The organism is Amphritea sp. GJ51-11 (genome assembly GCF_055808735.1).
On the sequence record NZ_CM147881.1, the window covers coordinates 2,436,774 to 2,460,009 of the forward strand.

The following is a 23,236-nucleotide window of genomic DNA, read 5'->3' on the forward strand; positions in this document are numbered from 1 at the left end:
TTGATTCTTACGTTTACTGGGCCTGCGGGTATAGACATAGTAAAATAGTCGGAATTAAACGCAATAGATTAACAACGATGACGAGAGAAAAACCCACTCCACCCGGCAATTACGAATGCTGTGAAAGCGGCTGCTCTCCTTGCGTCTGGGACACCTATTACGAACAACTCAACGCGTGGAATGCCGAACAAAAAGCAGCGATAAACGCGGCCAAAGACGCCAAGCCGCAAATGCCTGAAACACAACCCAGCGAATAAGGATTAATACCGATGTCTGATACTGCCGCAGTTATCTACCGCACCCACATCAAACCTGAGTGGCTTGATTATAACAACCATATGAATGTCGCCTATTATGTCCTCATTTTTGATCTAGCAGGTAGTGAACTCGTCGGCCAATTAGGTCTGAGTGAAGCGGTTACTAAGGCCACCGATATCTCCTGGATGGTACTGGAAAACCACATCACCTATAACAACGAAGTGGTTCTTGATCAGCCCGTCGAGGTTCGCTGCCAGCTGCTTGATCATGACAGCAAACGGCTACACCTTTATTTTGAAATGATCGCCAAAAATCCAGATGGCACTGACTACCTTGCCTCAACACTCGAGCAGATGGCGATGTGTGTCGATCTAAGCAGCCGCAGTAGCTGCGCGTTTCCCGATACCGTGGCTCAGAAAATCGAACTCATGGCTAAACAGCAAGCCAGCCTTGTAACACCGAGCGGTATCGGACGTACCATTGGTATTCGCCGCCGCTAAGCATTCCTTTAACGAAACCCGATACGCTACGGCTATTACTCATCACTAGGAAAGACTGTGGACAGAGAGACATTAGAAAGGGCCGCACAACGGGGCATCATCTCGCAACAGCAGCTGCAGCAACTGATTCTGTTCAGTCGTGCTGAACAACAGGATGAAGATGTGGGCGAAGAGCAGCTTCGATTTGTACGCAACTTCGGCGATATTTTCATCACCCTAGGGGTCTTATTTGTTGCATTTTCTGTGGCCGCCATGCACCTCAGTCAATTTGAATGGCTGGTGCCCGCCCTATTATTTCTCGGGGCGGCCGAATGGCTGGTACGCATCCGCAGGCTAGCCCTACCCGGCATCGCCATCTTAATTTCGACGCTTTACTTTCTCGGCAAAGCACTGGGTATTGCCGAATTTGAAACGGCAACCCTGCAATTTCTAACCCTCAGTGGCGCCTCATTACTGTTCTACTTACGTTACCGCATGCCGTTCAGCTTATTGCCCGTTGCCGCCGGTCTCATCGCGGCGGTTATCAGCAGCCTCGGAGTTGATATACTCAAGCACCAGATACTCTTTTCAATACTCGGCTTTAGTGTCTTTATCGCCGCAATGAGCTTCGATGCCCGCGATCGCAAGCGTCAACTGCGCGCCAGTGATTGTGGTTTCTGGTTACACCTACTGGCATCACCGCTGATTGTGCATGGCATGATGACCACTTTATTGTTTAATGATAGCGGCCTCTTAGCATCAGGCAGCAACCGTGAAATTGCCCTACTGCTATTTTTCGTGGTCTTTTTATTAATCGCTCTGTTTGTGGATCGTCGCGCCATGTTGGTATCGAGCTTGTCATACGCCATCTATGCGATTTTCAAAGTTGTCAGCAGCAACCTACTCGATAGCAACAATCTGCCCTTGATGGTGTTTATCGGTTTTGGTGTCTTTATCGTTCTATTCGGGACCTACTGGTATAAACTTAGACGTCTAATCTTTGGCCCGTTGCGGGGTCGCTGGGCCGCCCGTTTTGTACCCGAGCTATAATTCTCTCGAATGAACACGATGCAGCCACAAAGCATCATAGTAAACAGGGATAAGGTCTATACTTGGTGCTTTACGTCAGACCTTATCCCGTTACAAAGTGTATCCTCGCTGAATAAAGCCACCTTTCAAACTGAAAAATCATCCGCTAGATGGACCACACTCAGCTACGCTTTTGCACTAAAATTTAACCTTATACAGAGGTTAAATTATGGCTTACTTAAAATATCTACTCACACCACTGATCACCATGCTACTGCTGCTTTCATTTAACAGCTACGCGGATGGTCATACCCGTATTCATAGTGGTATCTCAATCGATAGCGGCAATCTTCGACTGCATATCAGCGACCGCTTAGTTAGCGGCCACATTTACACCCACCGCGCCACCGAGCATTACCACGACAGCAATCGAAGGCTATTCCTCTCAGCCCCCGGCTCGATCTCCAGACACTATTCACGAGGCTATATAAACCGCCAACCAACCCACTCACACCACATGATCAACCGAGACTCACCGCGAAGCTACTATCGCCACCCCCCGTACCAGCAATCCACGCATCACCCATACCATCAATCTCAACATCAAGGTTCAGATCGTCGTATAGATCAACATAGGGTCATTATTCACGATAGCCGTTCACACCGACGAGCACATCGCAACGAAGACCATAATCGTCAATCTTTTTCTCAACCTAGCTTACGTGACCCACGCGAATCAAGACAGGCTCGACGTTCACAATGGGATTAACCTTCAACTCATTCCGCCGGTCATAACACAGATAAAACCCTTCTGCCTCTCCACGGCGAAGCCTCTAACAGGTACAATGCCTCTCGTCTGTTATCAATCGAGCGAAACTGTCTTTGCAAAATCTATACGCATACACCAAAGAGGCCTTCTTAACCGCCGACCCGGATCAGAAAATCGAACTGACCCGGCAAACCGTTAGCCGCTGGAATGCTGGAGAGCTGGAATGGCTGGAAGGCGACGCACCCGAGTGGCTCCTGCAGCCAGGACAGTTAGACAAACCCGAAATAGTCCCTCCGTCTCAAGTTAACGAACGAAAATTCGGTAAAGAAGAGGGTCGCGCTGCGCTTATTCATGCCCTCGCCCATATCGAGTTAACCGCCGTCAATCTAGCACTGGATTCTGTCTATCGTTATCGCGGTATGCCGCAAGAATTTTATGCTGATTGGATTCAGTGTGCAGGTGAAGAGGCCAATCATTTTATGGCACTACGTGGCCGTCTTCGAGAAATGGGTTATGACTATGGTAGCTTTAAGGCCCATGGCGAACTCTGGAGCATGGCCATCGACACAGCTGATGATATGTTAGAACGAATGGGCATGGTGCACCGCGTACTTGAAGCCCGCGCGCTGGATGTCGTTCCCAAAGCGATTCAGCGGTTTGACCAAGCCGGTGATAAAAAGATGATCGATATCCTTACCATGATCGGTAATGAAGAGATCGGCCACGTCAGTTCAGGCACCCGCTGGTATCATTATCAATGCCAACAACGTCAACTCGACCCTAATCAAACCTTTATCGACCTGCTCTGGAAATATATAAAAGAGCCGTTAAAGGGCCCTTTTAATCACGAAGCTCGACTAAAAGCAGGATTTTCTGAGCAAGAAATGAAGATGATCGAGATGATGGGGAAAACTGCTCCGGCCAAACAACCGTAGATAGTTGCCACTTAAACTTACGCTATAACCATGCCAGTATTAGGGGCTATAGCCTTATTAACTACCCAGATTGGGTAAAACCTCGATTGGCGTTGCAGCAGATGAATTGCACCTCCCGTAAAAGGGTATAAACTGTGCCTTATCCGGGCCCTTCTCTGACCGACGCAAGGTTCTTTCCAGCAGAACCTACCCTTGCAGTGGGGCCCGGGTCTTTTCCAACAACAACAGCAACAATCAATACTTCCTTTCGTTAACGCTCAATATCCCTTTATGCACCTGCATCTAAACGATTAACCTGTAAAGTCAGGTGATGCTCGTTATCACTCAAAAACAGCTCACCCTCGCTAATCGTCAGTGACAACTGCATGCTGCGGCTAACAAACATATCCAGCTGTGCAACATCACTATCGTGAAAGCGCCAAACACTGACTTTAGGCAACTCTCCAAGCGCTTGCCCCTGTTTATCCCACCAGACATCAACTTCACGTCCGTAGGCATACAGAGAGATCTTAGGTGCCCGGCTAACCGCTTTACGTAATCGATCAGGCGATGCCTGTCCCAACTCGATCCAGTGTTCGACTGTCCCATCAGGGCCGACCTGCCAGAGTTCCGGTTCATCGGTACTGGACAACCCCCGGGTAAAACTCAAATCCTGATGATAATTAATACCGTAAACCAGCAACCGAACCATCATCCGCTGCAACGTTTCCGATGGATGCTGCGCTAAGGTGAGATGACAGGTTTCATAACAGTGACGATCCGTATCACTCAACTGTAGTTCGATTTTATAGATTGTTGGCTTCAGCGCCATAGGAATTAACCTTATATTGAGGGCATTTATTAGACTAAATACGCTATTATAGCGGTTTACTCCCTGGATCATATTCCTGAATGAAATGCCGACCTCAGTGTGGCGCCTGCTGTATTGCCCCACAGATAAGTAGCGCGATCCCCAATATGCCGAACGGCAAACCTGCCGGCGTTCCCTGCGTCAATTTAGATGATGCCTTTAACTGCACCATCTGGAACACCCCTGACTTCCCACCGCTGTGTCATGCATTCCAAGCACAAGCTGAACATTGCGGCGAAACGCAACAACAAGCCTTAATCATACTCGCCCGTCTAGAGCGGGAAACCGCCCCGGATATTTAACCCGACGGGCCAATCCGCTACACTATAGGCCTAGCTTGCGAACCCTCGCCCAAAGTAAAAGCACCGGAAACCGCCTTAATGGACCTTAAATTTCTCGCCATTCGTGAACTGATTAAAGAAGCCGACGACAGTATTGCCACCATCAGCGATAAAGGGGGTGCAATCGATGTCTCCGATCCAATGGCACAGCAACTGTTTAACGCTCTGGTATCTGCCTACGGCCGACGCTCGGCACTAACCCACGGCTCATTTAATGATGAAAATAGTGAAGGCTACCCATTTATTTCCGGCTTTAAGACGTTTATCAACAGTACGCCTGATGACGGTACCTTTTTGTCGCTCTGTGATCAGGCACTGGCACAGTTAGCCGCATCGCTGCAGCAACCTTCAGCCCGTTCGGCCACCGGCGGCTATGTGATCTTTATGTACTACTCCTCAGATGTATTCGACTACCTCCTGATTGGATTGGTACGTGATAAATCGGGGGTGGCCTTCGATCAGGACTTAAACCCCACCAAAGTCATTGAAGTTGACTTAGAAAAGTTACATCAAGCCGCCAAGATCAATATCACCACCTATAAAGAGGGCAGCGATAGCTACCTAAGCTTTATCGGCACCCGTCGTAAAGGTGATATAACCCACTACTTTTCTAATGCTTTGGGTTGTACCGATGTAGTCCCATCAAAAAAATCGACCTCCGACCTTATCCGAGCCAGCGAAGATTTCTGTCGCCATTATCATCTTGAAGAAAAGCAGGAGGAAATTGTCGAAGATGTTGTCAGCTACCTGTCTCGACAACGTGACGACCGACAATCAGCTTACCTTCCCGATGTAGAACAAATATTTGATAATCACCTGCCGCCCGAGCAGGCGGAACAAGCAAGTGGAACCTTCAGTAAGTTCGCCAACTCTGAGAACTATCAGGTAAGCCAAGAGTTTCAACCACACACCAGCACTATCAACTCGTACACAAAAGTAAAAGCGAAAATGGACAACTGGCAACTCGACTTTGCCAAACGCTCGCTTGGTCAGCCCAATAGTAATAGTGAGATTGAGTTCGACCCACAAACCAACTCATTGCGGATCAACCGCCTATCCACTAAAGTGATTGAGCAGCTAAAACAAGCCCTCCACACAGAAGACGAATAACCCGCTCTCCTCGATACGACGGCGCACCGTAAGCCGACGATTAAACGCTAAACACTGCTTCATCGGTGCGTCGCTAAGTTGTCACTGTTGCGTCATATTGCACTGCTAACCTGAGTGTGAAAATATTTTATTGTGCGTCGCACAAAGTACTTGACCAAGCACTTTTTTCAACTAAAATAGTTTTCATTGTGCAGTGCATCATAACTTTATGGAGAATACCATGATCAACACAACTTTCGATTTAAAAAAACCTTTCGAATCTGCTCAAACGCTGATGGGCCTGCAAACAACGGCTGTAACTAAGACGGTTGAACTGCAGAAGAAAGCTGCTGAAGAGCTGACTGAATTCTTCAAAGCTGAAGCTGAAAAAGCGAAAGAACTTAAAACACCACAAGACTTTATTACATTCAACCTCGAATCTAACAAAGCACTGTTCGAATTGATGAAAGCACAGGGCGAGGCATTCAGCGCGCTGGCTAAAGAATCCAGTGAAGAAACTATTGCAGAAATTACCAAACTGGCTAGCTAAGCTACCCTAGTTTCAAGAAGCCCGATAGTGAAAGCTATCGGGCTTTTTTTATAGGCTAAAATGACGGTGTCAGAATCAAGTTAAGCGGCTCTATGTTATTTTTGTGCAGTGCACAAAAATAACCGTTGACTTCCCGACAAGGATCGCTAAAATAGACTCCATTGTGCACTGCAACATACTATTACCGGAGAACGACCATGACTAACCCTATCGATTTCACTAAATCTTTTGAGTCTGTAAAAACCCTTATGGAAATGCAGGCTGAAACTATCAGCAAATCTGTTGAACTGCAGAAGCAAGCTGGCGAACAACTGGCTGCTTTCTTCAAAACTGAAGCTGAAAAAGCTAAGACACTGAAAACGCCAGAAGACGTTGTTAAATTCAACGTTGAAGCTAACACTTCACTGTTCGAAATGCTGAAAGCACAAGGTGAAGCATTCACTGAACTGGCTAAAACAGCTGGCGAAAATGCTATGGCTGAAGTAACAAAATTAACTAAGTAAATTTCACTTAGTTCCCTTTAAAGCCCTGCTTATGCAGGGCTTTTTTTATTTCTAGCCTTCTATACTGTTATTCTCCTCAGCCCTCTATGACGCCTTTGTCAATATCCACTCCGAGTATAACAACCTCTCTACTCTACGTGACCAATACGCTTGATGTCACATCGCTGATATCGACATTTAATGAAAACACCATCACAGCCGTTATCATGCCAAACCAGATACGAAAATAAATCGATCCTATTGACTGAGCAAGGGGCCGATACGTAACAGAAGCACTCACTAAAAACCGTGGATGCCCGCGCAATAAACATACGTTAAATATTAGAATGGAGACGATCAATGCAGAAGTAAGAAAGAGAATCATCGCAACAAGGCTCACTCCAACTGCGAGAAGAGCCCTGCTCATTGGGGTATTTCAGGGCGACGAATATACCGCCATCAATGGACAGTATTAATGTTTATCGGTGTTTTGTACAACCGTTGCTCGCTCGAGTTGATAACGCTCTAACTTTGAACGCAACCCCACCCGGGACAGACCTAACTCACGAGACGCTTGGCTTTTGTTCCAACGATGACGGATCAATGTTTCCCTCAATATCCGTTTTTCCAAGGTTTCTATGCGATCCTTTAAGCTACCATCCAAGCGGGCTAACAATTCCATTTCACCATTTTCATCCTGTGGCGCCGCACGTAATACCCGAGGAGACAATAGATCGGCACCTAGATAGTCATCATCGGCCAGCACCAACATACGCCGCACCTCATTTTGCAGCTCTCGGACATTGCCCGGCCAGCAGTAGGACTGCATACAGGCCAGTGCTTCATCGGTAAAACCTTTAACGGGCTTATCGAACTCCACCATCGACTTATCTAGAAACCCCTGTGCTAACAGTGGAATATCGACTTTTCGTTGTGCTAACTCAGGCAGCGTCAAAGTGACCTCCGCTAAACGGAAATACAGATCCTGGCGAAAACGACCTTCACGCACCTCCTCTTCTAAATCCCGGTTAGTCGAGGCGATTACCCGAACATCCACCTTACGGCGCTGAAAATCACCTAGTGGCCTGACTTCCCGTTCCTGTAGAACCCGTAATAACTTAATCTGAAACGCAGGCGTAATCTCCCCAATCTCATCAAGAAAAATAGTACCGCCATCCGCCTGTTCAAACATGCCCATATGATCTGAGATCGCCCCGGTGAATGAGCCTTTCTTATGACCAAACAACTCCGAAGCCAGTAACTCATCCGGCATCGCGCCGCAGTTTTCCACCACAAAGGGCTTGTCCGCACGTAAACTATTGTAGTGCAGTGCCCGAGCAAATAACTCTTTACCCGTACCCGAAGGACCGGTAATCAAAACAGAAACATCAAAGGGTGAGAAACGGGCCGCCTGCTGGCATTGCTCATTTAACGGACTCTCTTCACTGCGGCGAATTTCATCCATCGTAAAGCTGGATTTTAGCAAAGCCTTCTTATCGGTAATATTTCGCTCAACCTGCTTTGCGGTCAGCCGCATCTCCATGCTGAGCTGATCATTTTCATTCTGCAACTGACATAATTTACACGCATTGCGCACCACCATTAACAGATTATCAGGGTGCCAAGGCTTAGTGATATATTGATAAATGCCAGCGTCATTAAGCCCGCGAATAATATCTTCTGAGTCGGTGTAACCCGACAAAATCAACCGTGCAGGTTCAGGCCAGCGCTGTCTCACTTCGGTGAGAAATTCAACACCGGTAACCTCAGGCATACGTTGATCGCAGATAATCGCCTCAACCTGTTTGGTCTCAAGAATAGCCATCGCTGCGGCGGCACTGTTGGCCGTCAATACATCGAACTCTTCATCAAGGGTGCGCTCCAGGGTTTCCAGTGAGCGAACTTCATCATCGACACATAATACCGTTGGGCGTTTATACTGCATCCTTACACCATCTCCTGAAGTAGAGCGACCTGATGATTTAACTGCTCAATGCGTTGATGAATTCTAGCCACCCGATGTTGCTCTATCCAGTTCAACCATTCGCTCATGCCCTCTCCTGAACGGGCGGAGACCTGAATCACTTCAATATCAGGATTCACCTGTTTAGCCGCCGCAATACATTGCTCAACATCAAAATCGAGATAGGGCAACAGATCGGTCTTATTCAGTAACATCAGATCAGCGGCATAAAACATATCCGGGTATTTCAAAGGTTTATCTTCCCCTTCCGTCACCGACAGAATCGCAACCTTATGAGCCTCGCCGAGGTCAAAGGCCGCAGGGCAGACTAAGTTACCAACATTTTCAATAAACAAGATACCGCCGGTCAAATCTTCAAAACGAGCCATTGCATGACCCACCATATGAGCATCCAGATGACAGCCTTTCCCGGTGTTTACCTGTACCGCTTGAACCCCGGTGGCGCGGATCCGCTCGGCATCGTTTGCCGTTTGTTGATCCCCTTCAATAACCGCCACCAGACAGCGTTTAAGCTGTTCAATACTGGCCGTTAAGAGTGTCGTTTTACCAGACCCGGGACTGGAGACAAGATTCAGTGCAAACAAGTTCATCGCCTCAAAGCGTTGGCGGTTCTGCCCGGCATAGCGATCATTTTTGCCAAGAATATCCTGTTCAATCTGCACCATCCGCCCCTGACTTAAACCCGGTGCGTGTGCATGAGCAGGGCCCTGACCAAAATGCAGATTGTCACCTTCGCTCACCATTACACTGGCACTGTCAGCCACGTGCTCCGCCTCATGTTGATGGCTATGTGAATGTCCATGATGATGGTGATGCCCTTCAATAGAAACCTCACCTTCACTACAACCGCAAACTGTACACATGCTTATTCCACCTCTAACTCTTTTATTCTTAGTTCGTCACCCTGAGTCACCTGCAACTGAAAGCTGCCACACTCACAACAGGCGTCATAACGCTTACTGATACTGACCGTTTTGGCGCACTGCAGGCACCAGGCTTGCCCGGGTAACTCAATAATTTCGAGCCGTGCGCCCTGCGCCAAACTATTAAGGGTGACCGCCTCAAAACAGAAACGCAGAGCATCAATCTCAACCATCGCTAACGGGCCAATTTCAAGCCAAACGGTTTTAACTCGCTGATAGTGCTGACTGGCGGCCTGCTCCTCCAACACCTGAATAATTCCCTCACAGATCGACATTTCGTGCATTCAGATAGCGTCCTCTGTTTTTAACTTAAGATCAAATTCAACACAGGGATCCGCCAATAGCAGCATGGTTCGGCTCAAGGCCAATGCTTCAGATACGGTCGCTGTCGCAACACCTTGTAACTTACTTGGCACAAGCCCTTGAGGATGTAGGTTCCACTCGGTAGGCGCCACTATGTCATAACAACGAATCTGTTCGGCATCTAGCACCAGTCGGTGTAACAGCTGACCTCTGGCGGTATCGACGACAGCCAAACCAACCTCCGCTGCAATATTCGAACTAACCATTTGAATACTCTCTGTTGCCAATAGCCTCTTCGGAATATCACTGAGTTGCAACAAAATAGCGCCATAGCGACAACAAAGTTCATGCCAGCCCTGCTGCCTCATTCCTTGTAATTCCGTTCGATAACGCACGTAACTACCGGTTTCACAACAGTGTTCTTGCCACCGAGGCGTCGCGCAAAACAGCGTTTGCTGCAGTTTCGCATCTTTTGATCCCAGTATCTGCCGCTGCTGTCTTTGTTGCAAGTCAGGCAGCTCGGCCAGATCAGGGCCTAAACAAAGGCCAGCAAAGCGCTGCTGTAAACTCGTCAGTGGCTGCAACAATATCCCAGCCGCTATGGTTGTCGGTGCTGCTTGCTGTAACCACGATGCTAAGCACTCAAGTGGCATGCCCAATAATGGCTCTAATATTTGTCTCAACTGCCTAACAACATCCTGTTGATCCCGCTTAAGCGCCTCCCGATCTAAGCGATGCGTCGCCCCTGACAATGTTGGCGCAACAGGCGTTAGCAAGAAACCCCAGCGTTGCTCCATAGTGCTGATCAGTCGCTGCAACGGTTGTAATAGCTGCAATTGCTTGGGCGTTGAAGGCAACCAATACTGCACTAGGCGAAATAACAGCTCACGGCCGTTTTCCAGCTGTAATAACACTTGCCGGGCCACCGCAACATCATCACTAATAACGATACCTCGACATTGCTCTACGGCTCGCGCAAAGGCCAATCGTTGCCCTACGGTACAGGCTGAAAAGAGCAACGGTAACATTCTGGCCACCTCATCAACCCTGCGGCCATAAAATAATCGCCCGAGCTGTGCTGGCCGACTCGAGTTTAAATTCAAGCCGACAATCTGTCCCTGCTGCCAATCCAGTTCAGCGGCAATGCGTCCTGCGAGTTCAGCCATGCTCGCCACCGTCTTTGGTGCGAATCCGTCCCTGTAAAAACTGCCGACGACTTACAACCGCACTGTGTTGGTTATCGGTTGCAACGCCGCTATCGACTTTCGGATCATTCGTTATAACCGAACGGGTGTGATCGGATACATTAGCCACCTGACCAGCCGTCAGGCTATCATCACGATCAGTATCACGCTGCTGCAACTCTGCTGCCGCTAAGCGCTGCTTTTGCTGTTCCCGCTGGCGATCCGTCGGGGCAAAATATTCACTTTCAAATAATGCCTTCATCACTTCACGGGCCGTCGCCAGCGCCGCGGCCTGATCGACAAAGTCAAACATCGGGGAAAACAATGCGCACATAGCGCACCCCTCAAGAGCGTCATCCCAACCGAGAATAAATTCATAAACACCCGAAGGAAATGTGCGCACTACCTTACGACCGACATCATTCTCCGTCCATTCGCCCGGCGCCTCAGGCAGCAACATCAAACTCATAAACCAAGGGGTTATCAGTACCCCAAGTTGCTCGTTACCGAAGGCTTGAAAGCCTACCGCTTTAACCTGTAATTTGTGATTAAGTACCGCCACCCCCTCCATTTTGGTATGGAGAATATCGTTATAGCGGGACTCAATCAGCGCCGTCTCAATCATCAGTTATCCAACACCATAAACTGATCTCTATCGCCATCGCACTCCGGGCAACGCCAATGTTCTGGTAGTTGGCTAAATGGCGTACCCACCGCAATTTGCCAAACGTCATCGCCCTGAGATGGATCATAAACATACCAGCAGATCTTACACTCCAAGCGAGTATTGTCGCTCAGTTGATCATTCTGCCCCAGATAACTGCCCTCAAATCGTTGCCCCGGTTCACTGCTCATCACACTAAAACCTCTCTGATCTCTTTGAGTCGTAACGCGCTGTCTTGCAAGTCTTCTGGGGCGGCGCACACCACTGCAGGCATATCTACCACTTCAAGGGTATCCAGAATCAGGTGGTCAGTTGAATTAAAATACTGCACCCGCCAGATCGGCTTGATCGCGGTGCTGCTAATGCGGCAATTACCATAGCCCCTGGATAGCACTACCAATGACCCCTGACCTAAATACTCTTCGAGCAACTGATGATCCGCCGGTGAGAATGGCAGTAACGACAGATTGATCACATGGGGTTCATCGCCGACCTGATAACGATCACTCTTATGCTGCAACTCAATTAACACCGGCGGAGCATTCAAAACACCTACCGGCCATGCTGCCTGCTCAACCGCCAATGGCTGTGCTTGGGAAAAGGCATACTCGCGAGCTACGGTGGGCACATCGGCAATCTCAAGGGTTTCCCGCAACTGCCGACCATCAGCATCCATATAACGCAAACGCCATACACCAGCTAACACCGTCTCCTGCGCCCTCACCTCTCCACCGCTATGATCTTGGGTTTTACAGATCAAACTCACCTCGCCTTCACCAAGGATTTGATTGATCAACTCGAGTCCATCGGCAGAGAGTTTATTCAGGTCGAGACTGATCACCGGTTGCTCAGGAGTATAGCTATCTAATTGCTGTTGCAGATGCTCCAGTAACGCCAGTGTTTCAGGGCAACTTTCTAACTGCTCCGTATCCGGCAACATCGGAATATCATAGGTATGCATCTCCTTGGGCATCGGCATATAGTCGAGCACAGCATCATCATCGCTGGCGCGTTGGCTACCGGGGCCTACGGGCATATTGATCAGTGGAATATCAGCCTGGTTCATCTTCTCAGTCCTGTCGTTGTGAGTCTTATTGTTCACGCGAGTACATCAACCGCACGGCGAATGCGATGAAGGATTAACCACCACCGGAATACCAATACCGGGATTACGGGTTGGCTCTCGCTGCAGTAACGATTCGATATCCCTCAGGTAAAGATCCCAGTCCTGCACTTTACTGATCGCCCCTAAATAACGGCCCTGCTTGAGCAGCACAAGGGTCGGCCAAACAGTAAAGTTATAGCGTCCCTGCAGACTCTTTTCCGCATCACGGTGAATTACCGCAGGGACTAATTGAGGAAAAACTTTCAACAGTTCGGGCAGAATCACCGCGACATCCAACGACTCAGGAAAGCGGCTAGAATCTTCCGTAAAGAACAGCACCGAGTAAGGTTGCTGCTGAATAAAGTCATCGACGTTAGCGTGATCCAGTAATGGATACCCTAACTCACTCGTTAAGCGTTCAATCAATACAGACATACCTTTATGACTCCTCTATTGAGCTGCGAAGATGCTCCGGCAGCTGTGGCTCCCGTTGGACAAGATCGGCGAACACCCGATCAAGATCGACCGCCTCCCCTCGCATAACACTGCGTAAAGCATTGACAGCCTCCGCGGTTTCTTTCGCCTGCTGAACGCTAAGATGTTCACGGGCCGTGCCAAGAAATACTAATACCCAGCTACCCAACGCTAATTCGCCCACCAAGCTCAGGTCCACCGTTTGCTGTTCACCATCAGCCTCGCACACCGCCTGCAAACCGTTACAGCTCACAACTTGCATAGGGATACCGATACACATCAGTCTTGACGCTCATTAAGAAAGCGCTCATCACCGACCCGACAAGCATCGGCCTCTGAAGGACGTTCGGCTTCATAGCGATGTTGCTGTAATTCTGTCGGAGCCAACTGCTCTTGGGGTGGCAGAGGCTGCTGACGAGGCTGAGGGATAACCCCAAAACCCTGTAGGTAATCCAAGGCGGTACGAATGGCTGGATCCACTTGAGCCTGTACGGCAGGCCTTAAACTGCCGCCAAAGTCCTCAAGCTCAACCGGTTGCACACCAATCAAAAGCAGATGCTGCGGATAGTTACCGGTAAACTCCGACATCGCTAACACCTCCTGAAAACCGGTCTGGTGTAAGCTCATCTTTTTTGCCCCCATATATTTAGGCACATCATCACCCTGAATCACCTTCATGGTGCCGGGAGCCAAGCCATAATCAATGGCATCAAACACCACCAGCAGGTCGCAGCGCTGCACATGCTGCACCAGGTAAAGCCCTTGCGTGCCGCCATCCATCACTTCAACATTGTCAGCAAACTGATAACGCTGATGCAGGGTTTCCACGGCTCGAATACCAAAGCCTTCGTCGGCCCAGAGCAGATTACCGATACCCATAATGATCACCCGCAATGGCTGCGTCTGATCCGCTGAATTGACTGACCCACTGCTTCCGCTAAGTTCTGATTGAGATCCTGACATGCGACCTACCACTCCCTGCACCGATTATGTTGTTACTCATCACTAAGACTACAAGCTTTATGCCAATTCGAACGATTTCGCCGAAGCACCTAATATGGGGGTGTTACAGAGGGGGTTACAGCCGGCAGGAGAAGACTAAGTGGATAGTTAGTTATCAGTTTGGTATCTAGGTGATCAAATCTTTAGCTTGATTCTCGTCCCACTTGATACAGATCCCAACGTTGTTGTTTTTCCAACCAAAACATCGGCGAGGTCTGAAAGAAGTGAGCTAATCGTAATGCGGTATCGGCGCTAATTGCTCGCTGGCCGTTAACAATTTCATTGACCCTGCGGCGGGAAATACCTAACTCTTTAGCCAAACGGGACTGGCTGAGATGCAGCGGCGTTAGATAGCAGCGTTCCAGAAGGGCGCCGGGGTGCTCAGGGCGTCGTCCATGAAACCGTAGCGGCTGCATCAGCGTCTCCTCGACTGATTGATAAACAAAAAAGGCCGGAGCATGGCTCCGGCAAACTCACTCGCCTGTGATTCATAGCGCATAAATCACCCGATCATCGATCACTGATTCAATCGGGGCGATTATCTTTAAACATACGCCAGCCGCCGATCATGGTCGAAATCAGACTCTGCCGCGACATAATATCTTCACGAATAGCAACATAGACATGCATCATGATAAAGGTGACTAGATACCACATACCCAGATGGTGCCAAGTATGCGCATCCTGACTCTGCCCCATCAAGGGAATCACCCAACCAAACAGCGTATCCGCCCAACTACCCCGCCCGAGTCCTTCGGCGTACAGCGCAAATCCGGTAATGATCATAAAGGTGATACCGATGACAAAAAAACAGAACATCGACAGCTGACCCAACGGGTTATGACCAATATATTTTTTCGGAGTTTTCTCAAGAAACAGATACCAGCGCACCTCATGGAGTACCTCTTTCCACCACCTCTTACTGAAAAAAGGGACCAGGAACAGCTCCCGGGAATGGCTGTTACCGACAAAAGCCCAATAGATGCGCCCTAAAAAACCAACCGCCACAACGTAACCGGCAGCAAAGTGCGCAAAGCGAATATAGCCCATCAGAAAGTGATCACTGGCTTCACCGGGCATCGTTGGCAAAGGCGAGCCAATAAAGTAACCGGTGATACACAGTACAATAATCGACAATACCGTTGTCCAGTGCCATAGACGCAGCGGCGCCTCGTACACATACACCGCGGTCTGCGTTCTCTGTTTGATTGTTTCCATAGCATACCTCCAACATACGGGCCGCAGGGCGACCCGCATGGGGCTCGTCTTAACGAATTTTGACCTTAGTCAGCTCTTGACCATCTTCAGACATCACATGGGTAGAACAGGCCAGACAAGGATCGAAACTGTGCAGCGTCCGCAGTATTTCAACCGGTTCATCCGGACGCTCCATCGGCGTATTCATCAAGGCCGCTTCGAATGCACCGATATTGCCCTCACCATCGCGCGGCGAACCGTTCCAGGTAGTCGGTACAATCGCCTGATAGTTTTCGATTTTGCCATCCTTAATCTTAATCCAGTGACCTAGCGCTCCCCGGGGCGCTTCGTTAGTACCCACCCCGATCGCCTCTTTTGGCCAGCTAGCCGGATCCCATTTTTCAACATTGGCGGTCGAGCTATCACCATTCTTGATATTGCCAACCAACTGATGCCAATCATCCAACATCGTATCAACACATAATTGACACTCCAGCGCCCGTGCCAAAGTACGACCAAGAGTAGAAGGTAGGAACTGCTTTAAGCCCAATGACAAGCCTGTATTTTGATTAAAGGCGGCTAACGAACGGTCCACTTGATCCTGTACATAATCATTACCCGAAGCATACGCGATGATATACCGTGCCAACGGGCCCACTTCCATCGCGTGCCCTTTCCAACGTGGCGCCTTAATCCAGGAATATTTAGCGCCTTCATCGATCTCTTTGATATTAGTGCGACTGCCGACAGTATTCGGCCCTAGCTCAAACTTAGGCGCGGTTTCACCGTCCCAAGGATGCAGACCTTTCTTATCACCTTCGTAGGTGTACCAAGAGTGATCAACAAACTCTTTGATCTGTTCAGGATCGCGGACATCGACCTCATGTACTTCGTTCCAGTTACCATTGACGATCGCGCCACCCGGCAATAGATCGGTGGATTTGTCATAAGGCACTTTTTGATAGGTGCCGTAAGCCAATACATTCTGCGAGGCTAACCCACCACCATAGAGCCAGTCTTTATAAAGGCCGGCAATGGCCAACACGTCCGGCAGATAAACATTGTTGGTAAACGCTTGAGCTTCTTTAATACGCTGCAAAACAAAGTTAAGCGAGGTCATATTCACCGGCGCACCGGATGCACCAATCCCATCGATATTAATCGCGCAAGCAACCCCACCCACCATAAAGTTAGGATGTGGGTTTTTACCGCCAAAGATCGTGTGAATTTTGACGATCTCTTTCTGCATATCCAACGCTTCAAGATAGTGAGCCACCGCCATCAAATCCGCTTCGGGAGGTAATTTATAGGCGGGATTATCCCAATAGCCGTTAGAGAACAGCCCGAGTTGACCAGTCTCAACAAACTTTTTTAATCGCGTTTGCACATCTTTAAAATAACCAGGACTCGATTTTGGATGGTGCGGTGATACCATTTTTTGTAGATCTGAAGTCCCTACTGGGTCGGCCTTCAAAGCATTAACCGGGTTAACCCAATCCAGCGCGTGCAGGTGATAGAAATGCACAATATGATCATGGGCCTGCAGGGTTTTATCCATCAAATGACGTATCAGGTGCGCATTCAACGGAATTTGAATACCCAAGGCATCTTCAACAGCCCGCACCGATGTCAGTGCATGGGTACCGGTACAAACACCACAGATTCGTTCTACAAAGGCCCATGCATCACGGGGATCACGACCTTTTAGAATCACTTCTAGCCCGCGCCACATCGTGCCGGTCGATACCGCATTACGGATTACATTATTTTCATCGACGTTGACTTCACAACGCATATGCCCTTCGATCCGGGTCACGGGATCAACCACAATACGGCGACCAGAGTTATCAAGATCGTTAGTATTCATCGGGGTATTCATTATTCCTGATCTCCTTTGTGCTGCGCCCGCTTAATGGCACTCACGGCTGCATGCGCCGCCACGGCCGCGCCAACACCACCGGCAACCGCCATACCGATCTCATCGGCATTTTTCTCAATACCAAACTGGGGAATATTGGTTAGGCGGTCATAGAATGAGCCCTTATCCCAGAAACCATCTTCAGAGCAACCGATACAACCGTGACCGGCCTGAATCGGGAAGGAGGTGCCTTCGTTCCAGCGCACCGTTGAGCAGGCGTTGTAGGTGGTCGGCCCTTTGCAGCCCACCTTATAGAGGCAATAACCTTTGCGCGCACTTTCATCATCCCAATGCTCAACAAACTGACCAGCATCAAAATGCGGACGTCGATAGCATTTATCATGAATTCGTTGGCTGTAAAACATCTTAGGACGACCCTGACGATCCAGTTCGGGCAACCGACCAAAGGTCAACATATAGGTGATCACCCCAGTCATCACTTCGGCTATTGGTGGGCAACCAGGCACTTTGATAATCGGCTTATCGGTAATCACTTTATGGATTGGCACAGCTTGTGTGGGATTAGGTCGAGCCGCCTGTACACAGCCCCAAGATGCACAAGAGCCCCAAGCGATAACGGCGGCGGCATCTTTGGCCGCATGTTTCAATTGATCAAGAAAAGGCTTACCGCCGACAATACAGAACATACCGTCTTCGTTAAGCGGAGGATTACCCTCAACCGCCAGAATATATTTACCTTTATATTTCTGAATAGTTTCTTCTAGCGCCGCTTCTGCCTGATGACCTGCGGCGGCCATTAGCGTGTCATCGTAGTCGAGCGAGATCATCGACAGCACGACATCTTTCACCAACGGGTGTGCCGAACGGATAAAGGATTCAGAGCAACAGGTACATTCCAAACCATGCACCCAGATAACCGGGGTGCGTTCCTTCGTTTCCATTGCATGGGCAATACGGGGGGCAAACGCCGGCCCCAGACCCAATGCAGCAGCCGTCAGGCTACAGTACTTCAGAAAACTACGACGCGTAATTCCCTGGCGTCGCATCACTTCATAGAAGGTTTCAATCGATTGAGGCATTGCGGTTATCTCCGTCAGCAGGCTCGCCTTGTGGAAGGTGCAAAGAGTCCGCTTTACGATCGGCTCATCCTCTGCCCGGAGGAAATGCAAACGCTAAGGAACTGTTCGTACCGTCTCTCGTTATTATTAATCTTATTGATTTCAGCAAATTACGTTCCAACTCGACCAAGGCGTTGATCCACGGGTGCTACAAAGCATTCACTCATACTCAGAGGACAACTATCTATCCAGCCGTTCACCAAAGCGGTTAATCACTTGCCACCGTGATTGACGCCCTATAGATGGGTCAACACATTTACGATGAATCTAAAATTATGAGCACAATCGACGTGGGGCCAACATGGATGAACGGTGATAGACATGCTTAGGCGATATAGCGAACCCATAACACGAGATCGCTAATCTGCCGTGATCACAGCAAAAGCAACACAGGGAATATGATGAGCGTCACAACAGGTGACATACAATCATGGAAAGGAAAACGAAGAAGCAAGACAAACACAAAAGAAGCGTTAATCGCTCATTGAAAAAATATAAAAAAAGGCCCCGCACGACGGTGCAGGGCCTAAGCGTGAAGTGAAACGCACGATCCTTGATAGGGAGGCCCGAACGTCTGACTGCCACTTCGACAGGGAAATATGCCGGCGATCGCAACTGTCGCCGGACATATCATTCATTTCATCAATAGATCAGAAGCTGTTACCGGGAATACGTACAAAACCTTCCATCAAGACTCGAGCGCTACGGCTCATTACCGCTTTTTTCGCGGTCCAGTCGCCATTGGCTTTTTGCTCTGCCGCCGCACCAACCCGCAATGTGCCAGACGGATGCCCAAAGGTGACGGCTTCCCGCTCACCACCACCGGCCGCCAGATTAACTAACGTGCCCGGAACTGCCGCGGCAGTCGCGATCGCTACGGATGCTGTACCCATCATGGCGTGATGCAGTTTACCCATCGACAAGGCGCGTACACAGACATCGATATCAGACGCTGAAATCTGTTTGCCACTGGAGGATGTGTAATCAGTCGCAGGGGCTACAAAAGCAACCTTTGGCGTATGCTGACGGGCAACGGCTTCGCTAATATCACTGATCAGCCCCATTTTGACCGCACCGTAAGCCCGGATGGTTTCAAAACGCGCTAGCGCCGCCGCATCTGAATTAAGATCTTTTTGCAGCTCGGTACCGGTATAATCAATATCCGCCGCATTCAGGAAGATCGTTGGGATACCCGCATTAATCATGGTCGCCTTAAAGGTGCCAATGCCCGGCACTTCAAGCTCATCCACCAAATTACCGGTTGGGAACATAGACCCTTCGCCATCAGCGGGGTCCATAAATTCGATCACCACTTCGGCGGCGGGAAAGGTCACGCCATCGAGTTCAAAATCGCCGGTTTCCTGTACTTCACCGTTGGTGATCGGCACATGGGCGATAATGGTTTTGTTGATATTTTTCTGCCAGATACGCACCACGCAGATACCATTATCCGGTATACGCGCAGCATCGACTAAGCCATTACTAATGGCAAAAGCGCCGACCGCAGCAGTGAGGTTACCGCAGTTGCCCGACCAATCAACAAAGGCTTTGTTAATCGCGACCTGACCAAACAGATAATCAACGTCATGGTCCGGTTGTTCGCTCTTATCCAAAATCACAGTTTTACTGGTACTGGACGTTGCGCCCCCCATTCCATCGATCTGCTGACCATAAGGATCAGGGCTACCAATCACCCGTAAGAGTATATTATCCCGTGCGGCACTCGGCTCCTGAGCCTCTTCAGGTAAGTCCTGACGACGAAAGAAAACACCTTTACTGGTACCGCCACGGATATAGGTGGCGGGAATTTTGATCTGCGGTACAAATGTCATGGTTATCTTCCTGTGTCTCTAAACATCATCCCTCGATGATGTTTCTGTTCAGAAAATGCTTAATCAGGTCATCGCGTTAAATGCCGTAGGATAGTGAGCAATCAACTGATTAAGCAATTTCAAAGAGTTAACTAAAGGGTCAGACAACAGCGCTGTCCAACCCTCGTTTACCCGTACGGTATTATGCGTTTGCTTCGAGGAAATCCTGTGCAAAACGTTGCAAGACACCACCGGCACCGTAGACATGCACCTCTTCTGCAGTATCCAGACGGCAAGTCACCGGAATCTCAACCACCTCACCATTGCGACGTGTCATCACGACTGTTAGGTCACAGCGTGGGCTAATTTCGCCAACAACGTCATAGGTTTCAGTACCATCAATACCGTAAGTATTGCGATTATCACCGGCTTTAAACTGCAGCGGTAACACCCCCATACCCACGAGGTTGGTACGGTGAATACGTTCAAAACCTTCAGCAACGATGGTTTCAACACCCGCCAGCCGTACCCCTTTCGCAGCCCAATCGCGGGAAGAACCCTGACCATAGTCTGCACCGGCAATAATAATCAGCGGTTGTTTACGTTCCATATAGGTTTCAATCGCTTCCCACATGCGGCTTTCAGTGCCTTCAGGTTCGATACGTGCCAACGAGCCCTGCTTCACTTCACCGTTTTCATCGCGGCACATCTCATTCAGCAGCTTAGGATTGGCAAACGTGGCCCGCTGTGCGGTGAGATGATCGCCTCGGTGAGTCGCATAGGAGTTGAAATCTTCTTCCGGCAAGCCCATTTTGGCGCAGTATTCACCGGCCGCACTGGATGCCTGAATCGCATTCGATGGTGACAGGTGATCGGTGGTGATGTTGTCACCCAATACCGCCAACGGCACCATACCTTTCATGGTTCGCTCACCGGCCAACGCACCTTCCCAATAAGGAGGACGACGAATGTAGGTGGTCTGTGGACGCCAGTCATAGAGAGGGCTGATCGATTTTTCGACCTTACCCAGATCAAACATCGGGATATAAACCTGTTTAAACTGTTCAGGTTTAACACAGCTGGCGACGATCGAATCGATCTCTTCATCACTTGGCCAGATATCTTTCAGCGTAATCGGGTTGCCCTCTTTATCGGTTCCCAATACATCTTTTTCGATATCAAAACGAATCGTACCGGCAATCGCGTAGGCAACCACTAAGGGAGGAGATGCCAAGAACGCCTGTTTCGCGTAAGGATGGATACGGCCATCGAAGTTACGGTTGCCCGACAGAACCGCCGTAGCATACAGGTCACGGTCGATAATCTCTTGCTGAATCTTAGGATCAAGCGCACCGCTCATACCATTACAGGTCGTGCAGGCATAACCGACGATACCGAAGCCCAGCTTTTCCATCTCAGACAGCAGGCCTGCTTCTTCTAGGTAGAGCTTAGCTACTTTAGAGCCCGGCGCAAAAGAGGTCTTAACCCAAGGCTTACGCACCAAGCCTAACTCGTTCGCACGACGGGCGATCAAACCAGCCGCCACCACGTTACGCGGGTTAGAGGTATTCGTACAGGAGGTGATCGCCGCAATGATAACGGCGCCATCCGGCATCAGCCCTTCGGCTTCTTCTGCCAGCGCTTCATCAAGATGAACCGCAATACCGCGGGATTCTAAATCGGCGGTTGGCAAACGACGGTGTGGGTTAGAAGGCCCGGCCATGTTACGGCACACGCTCGACAGATCAAATTCCAACACCCGACCATATTCAGCATCAACCAAGTCATCCGCCCACAGGCCGGTTTCTTTGGCATACTGCTCAACCAGTGCCACCTGTTCAGGTTCACGGCCAGTCAGCTTCAGATAATCAATGGTCTGCTCATCGATATAGAACATACCGGCAGAGGCACCGAATTCGGGGGTCATATTGGAGATCGTCGCACGGTCACCGATGGTCAGGTCTTTAGCGCCCTCACCAAAGAATTCTAGATAGGCAGAAACAACTTTCTCGTTACGCAGAAACTCAGTTATCGCCAGTACAACGTCCGTCGCAGTAATGCCTGGCTGGCGTTTACCGATCAACTTAACACCGATAATATCCGGTAGGCGCATCATGGATGGACGACCGAGCATAACGGTTTCGGCTTCGAGTCCGCCTACACCGATAGCGATAACACCCAGTGCATCAACGTGTGGGGTATGGCTATCCGTGCCGACACAGGTATCAGGGAAAGCAACGCCATCACGGGACTGAATCACCGGTGACATCTTCTCAAGGTTGATCTGGTGCATAATGCCATTACCGGCAGGGATCACATCAACATTGTCGAAGGCGGTTTTACACCATTCGATAAAGTGGAAACGGTCATCGTTACGACGGTCTTCAATGGCACGGTTTTTATCAAAGGCATCGGGATCAAACCCCGGCGCTTCAACTGCCAGCGAGTGGTCAACAATCAGTTGAGTAGGAACCACTGGGTTTACTTTGGCTGGATCGCCACCTTGATCGGCAATCGCATCACGCAGACCGGCAAGGTCAACCAGCGCCGTTTGGCCAAGAATATCATGACAAACAACACGGGCCGGATACCATGGAAAATCCAGATCCTGTTTGCGTTCGATCAGCTGTTTCAGGGAATCGGTCAGCGCTTCAGGTTCGCAGCGACGCACCAGCTGTTCTGCCAATACCCGTGAGGTGTACGGCAGTTTTGCATAAGCACCCGGCTGAATTGTGTCGACAGCCGCACGGGTATCGAAATAATCCAGGTCGGTGCCTGCTAATGATTTACGGTATTCAGTGTTCATATAA

General features: G+C 49.5%; 26 protein-coding genes. 9 read left to right on the plus strand and 17 right to left on the minus strand.

Translation table 11 applies throughout. From position 1 onward, the window contains the following. Positions 1-77: 77 nt before the first annotated feature. The 5 genes from AC0L4K_RS10865 (at position 78) to AC0L4K_RS10885 (ending at position 3,470) form a co-directional block, all read left to right on the plus strand. The gene (locus tag AC0L4K_RS10865; protein WP_417222488.1) at positions 78-257 is read left to right on the plus strand and encodes an oxidoreductase-like domain-containing protein; all 180 of its coding nucleotides are present in this window, start codon (positions 78-80) and stop codon (positions 255-257) included. Positions 258-269: 12 nt separating this feature from the next. Next, complete coding sequence (locus tag AC0L4K_RS10870) at positions 270-758, plus strand: thioesterase family protein (RefSeq protein WP_417222486.1); 489 nt, start codon at positions 270-272, stop codon at positions 756-758. Positions 759-815: 57 nt separating this feature from the next. Beyond that, positions 816-1,787, plus strand: a complete 972-nt coding sequence (locus tag AC0L4K_RS10875; protein ID WP_473266081.1) for a hypothetical protein — start codon at positions 816-818, stop codon at positions 1,785-1,787. Positions 1,788-1,995: 208 nt separating this feature from the next. Then, on the plus strand, positions 1,996-2,535 hold the full coding sequence (locus AC0L4K_RS10880) for a hypothetical protein (RefSeq protein WP_473266083.1): 540 nt from the start codon (positions 1,996-1,998) through the stop codon (positions 2,533-2,535). Positions 2,536-2,648: 113 nt separating this feature from the next. Continuing rightward, the gene (locus AC0L4K_RS10885) at positions 2,649-3,470 is read left to right on the plus strand and encodes a ferritin-like domain-containing protein (RefSeq protein ID WP_417222478.1); all 822 of its coding nucleotides are present in this window, start codon (positions 2,649-2,651) and stop codon (positions 3,468-3,470) included. Between the two features lie 268 nt (positions 3,471-3,738). On the opposite strand, the gene AC0L4K_RS10890 is transcribed toward AC0L4K_RS10885, so the two are convergent. Beyond that, complete coding sequence (locus AC0L4K_RS10890; RefSeq protein ID WP_417222475.1) at positions 3,739-4,281, minus strand: YaeQ family protein; 543 nt, start codon at positions 4,279-4,281, stop codon at positions 3,739-3,741. Positions 4,282-4,361: 80 nt separating this feature from the next. Here AC0L4K_RS10890 and AC0L4K_RS10895 point away from each other — a divergent pair, with 80 nt between their 5' ends. The 4 genes from AC0L4K_RS10895 (at position 4,362) to AC0L4K_RS10910 (ending at position 6,803) form a co-directional block, all read left to right on the plus strand. Further along, positions 4,362-4,622, plus strand: a complete 261-nt coding sequence (locus AC0L4K_RS10895; protein WP_417222473.1) for a YkgJ family cysteine cluster protein — start codon at positions 4,362-4,364, stop codon at positions 4,620-4,622. A gap of 78 nt (positions 4,623-4,700) precedes the next feature. Beyond that, positions 4,701-5,771, plus strand: a complete 1,071-nt coding sequence (locus tag AC0L4K_RS10900; RefSeq protein ID WP_417222471.1) for a nucleoid-associated protein — start codon at positions 4,701-4,703, stop codon at positions 5,769-5,771. A gap of 220 nt (positions 5,772-5,991) precedes the next feature. Continuing rightward, positions 5,992-6,300 (plus strand): hypothetical protein, encoded by a 309-nt coding sequence (locus AC0L4K_RS10905; RefSeq protein WP_417222470.1) that lies wholly within the window; start codon positions 5,992-5,994, stop codon positions 6,298-6,300. A gap of 197 nt (positions 6,301-6,497) precedes the next feature. Then, a complete protein-coding gene (locus tag AC0L4K_RS10910) occupies positions 6,498-6,803 on the plus strand; it encodes a hypothetical protein (RefSeq protein ID WP_417222468.1) in 306 nt (101 codons plus the stop codon). Between the two features lie 451 nt (positions 6,804-7,254). On the opposite strand, the gene AC0L4K_RS10915 is transcribed toward AC0L4K_RS10910, so the two are convergent. The 16 genes from AC0L4K_RS10915 to acnD all read right to left on the minus strand — a co-directional run bounded on the left by AC0L4K_RS10915 (position 7,255) and on the right by acnD (position 23,232). Next, positions 7,255-8,727 carry a sigma-54-dependent transcriptional regulator gene (locus tag AC0L4K_RS10915; protein WP_417222466.1) on the minus strand — a complete coding sequence of 491 codons (1,473 nt, stop codon included), beginning with the start codon at positions 8,725-8,727 and terminating at the stop codon, positions 7,255-7,257. Between the two features lie 2 nt (positions 8,728-8,729). Further along, positions 8,730-9,629, minus strand: a complete 900-nt coding sequence (gene hypB / locus AC0L4K_RS10920; RefSeq protein WP_473266087.1) for a hydrogenase nickel incorporation protein HypB — start codon at positions 9,627-9,629, stop codon at positions 8,730-8,732. Between the two features lie 2 nt (positions 9,630-9,631). After that, complete coding sequence (hypA, locus tag AC0L4K_RS10925) at positions 9,632-9,973, minus strand: hydrogenase maturation nickel metallochaperone HypA (RefSeq protein ID WP_417222462.1); 342 nt, start codon at positions 9,971-9,973, stop codon at positions 9,632-9,634. Then, a complete protein-coding gene (locus tag AC0L4K_RS10930; RefSeq protein WP_473266090.1) occupies positions 9,974-11,158 on the minus strand; it encodes a hypothetical protein in 1,185 nt (394 codons plus the stop codon). It abuts the gene before it with no gap. Then, entirely contained in the window at positions 11,151-11,801 is a 651-nt protein-coding gene (gene hybE, locus AC0L4K_RS10935; RefSeq protein ID WP_473266092.1) for a [NiFe]-hydrogenase assembly chaperone HybE, read from the minus strand. The genes AC0L4K_RS10930 and hybE overlap by 8 nt, the downstream gene beginning before the upstream one ends. Then, a complete protein-coding gene (locus AC0L4K_RS10940; protein WP_473266095.1) occupies positions 11,801-12,031 on the minus strand; it encodes a rubredoxin in 231 nt (76 codons plus the stop codon). Before AC0L4K_RS10940 ends, hybE begins: the two co-directional genes overlap by 1 nt. Further along, positions 12,031-12,906 (minus strand): hydrogenase expression/formation protein, encoded by an 876-nt coding sequence (locus AC0L4K_RS10945; RefSeq protein ID WP_473266097.1) that lies wholly within the window; start codon positions 12,904-12,906, stop codon positions 12,031-12,033. The genes AC0L4K_RS10940 and AC0L4K_RS10945 overlap by 1 nt, the downstream gene beginning before the upstream one ends. Before the next feature lie 45 nt (positions 12,907-12,951). Further along, positions 12,952-13,380 (minus strand): thioredoxin domain-containing protein, encoded by a 429-nt coding sequence (locus tag AC0L4K_RS10950; RefSeq protein ID WP_417222451.1) that lies wholly within the window; start codon positions 13,378-13,380, stop codon positions 12,952-12,954. 4 nt (positions 13,381-13,384) lie between these two features. Beyond that, complete coding sequence (locus tag AC0L4K_RS10955) at positions 13,385-13,699, minus strand: HypC/HybG/HupF family hydrogenase formation chaperone (protein ID WP_417222448.1); 315 nt, start codon at positions 13,697-13,699, stop codon at positions 13,385-13,387. Next, entirely contained in the window at positions 13,699-14,382 is a 684-nt protein-coding gene (locus tag AC0L4K_RS10960) for a HyaD/HybD family hydrogenase maturation endopeptidase (RefSeq protein ID WP_417222446.1), read from the minus strand. Before AC0L4K_RS10960 ends, AC0L4K_RS10955 begins: the two co-directional genes overlap by 1 nt. Before the next feature lie 182 nt (positions 14,383-14,564). After that, positions 14,565-14,837 (minus strand): HigA family addiction module antitoxin, encoded by a 273-nt coding sequence (locus AC0L4K_RS10965; protein ID WP_473266099.1) that lies wholly within the window; start codon positions 14,835-14,837, stop codon positions 14,565-14,567. Positions 14,838-14,946: 109 nt separating this feature from the next. Beyond that, positions 14,947-15,639: a Ni/Fe-hydrogenase, b-type cytochrome subunit gene (cybH, locus tag AC0L4K_RS10970; RefSeq protein WP_473266100.1), complete on the minus strand. Its 693-nt coding sequence runs from the start codon at positions 15,637-15,639 to the stop codon at positions 14,947-14,949. 49 nt (positions 15,640-15,688) lie between these two features. After that, positions 15,689-17,497, minus strand: a complete 1,809-nt coding sequence (locus AC0L4K_RS10975) for a nickel-dependent hydrogenase large subunit (protein ID WP_473266101.1) — start codon at positions 17,495-17,497, stop codon at positions 15,689-15,691. Then, complete coding sequence (locus AC0L4K_RS10980) at positions 17,497-18,576, minus strand: hydrogenase small subunit (protein ID WP_473266103.1); 1,080 nt, start codon at positions 18,574-18,576, stop codon at positions 17,497-17,499. Before AC0L4K_RS10980 ends, AC0L4K_RS10975 begins: the two co-directional genes overlap by 1 nt. Before the next feature lie 689 nt (positions 18,577-19,265). After that, positions 19,266-20,447, minus strand: coding sequence for a 2-methylaconitate cis-trans isomerase PrpF (gene prpF / locus AC0L4K_RS10985; protein WP_473266104.1), 1,182 nt, complete (start codon positions 20,445-20,447; stop codon positions 19,266-19,268). A 181-nt stretch (positions 20,448-20,628) separates the two neighbouring features. Continuing rightward, positions 20,629-23,232 carry a Fe/S-dependent 2-methylisocitrate dehydratase AcnD gene (acnD, locus tag AC0L4K_RS10990; RefSeq protein ID WP_473266106.1) on the minus strand — a complete coding sequence of 868 codons (2,604 nt, stop codon included), beginning with the start codon at positions 23,230-23,232 and terminating at the stop codon, positions 20,629-20,631. Between the last annotated feature and the right edge of the window lie 4 nt (positions 23,233-23,236).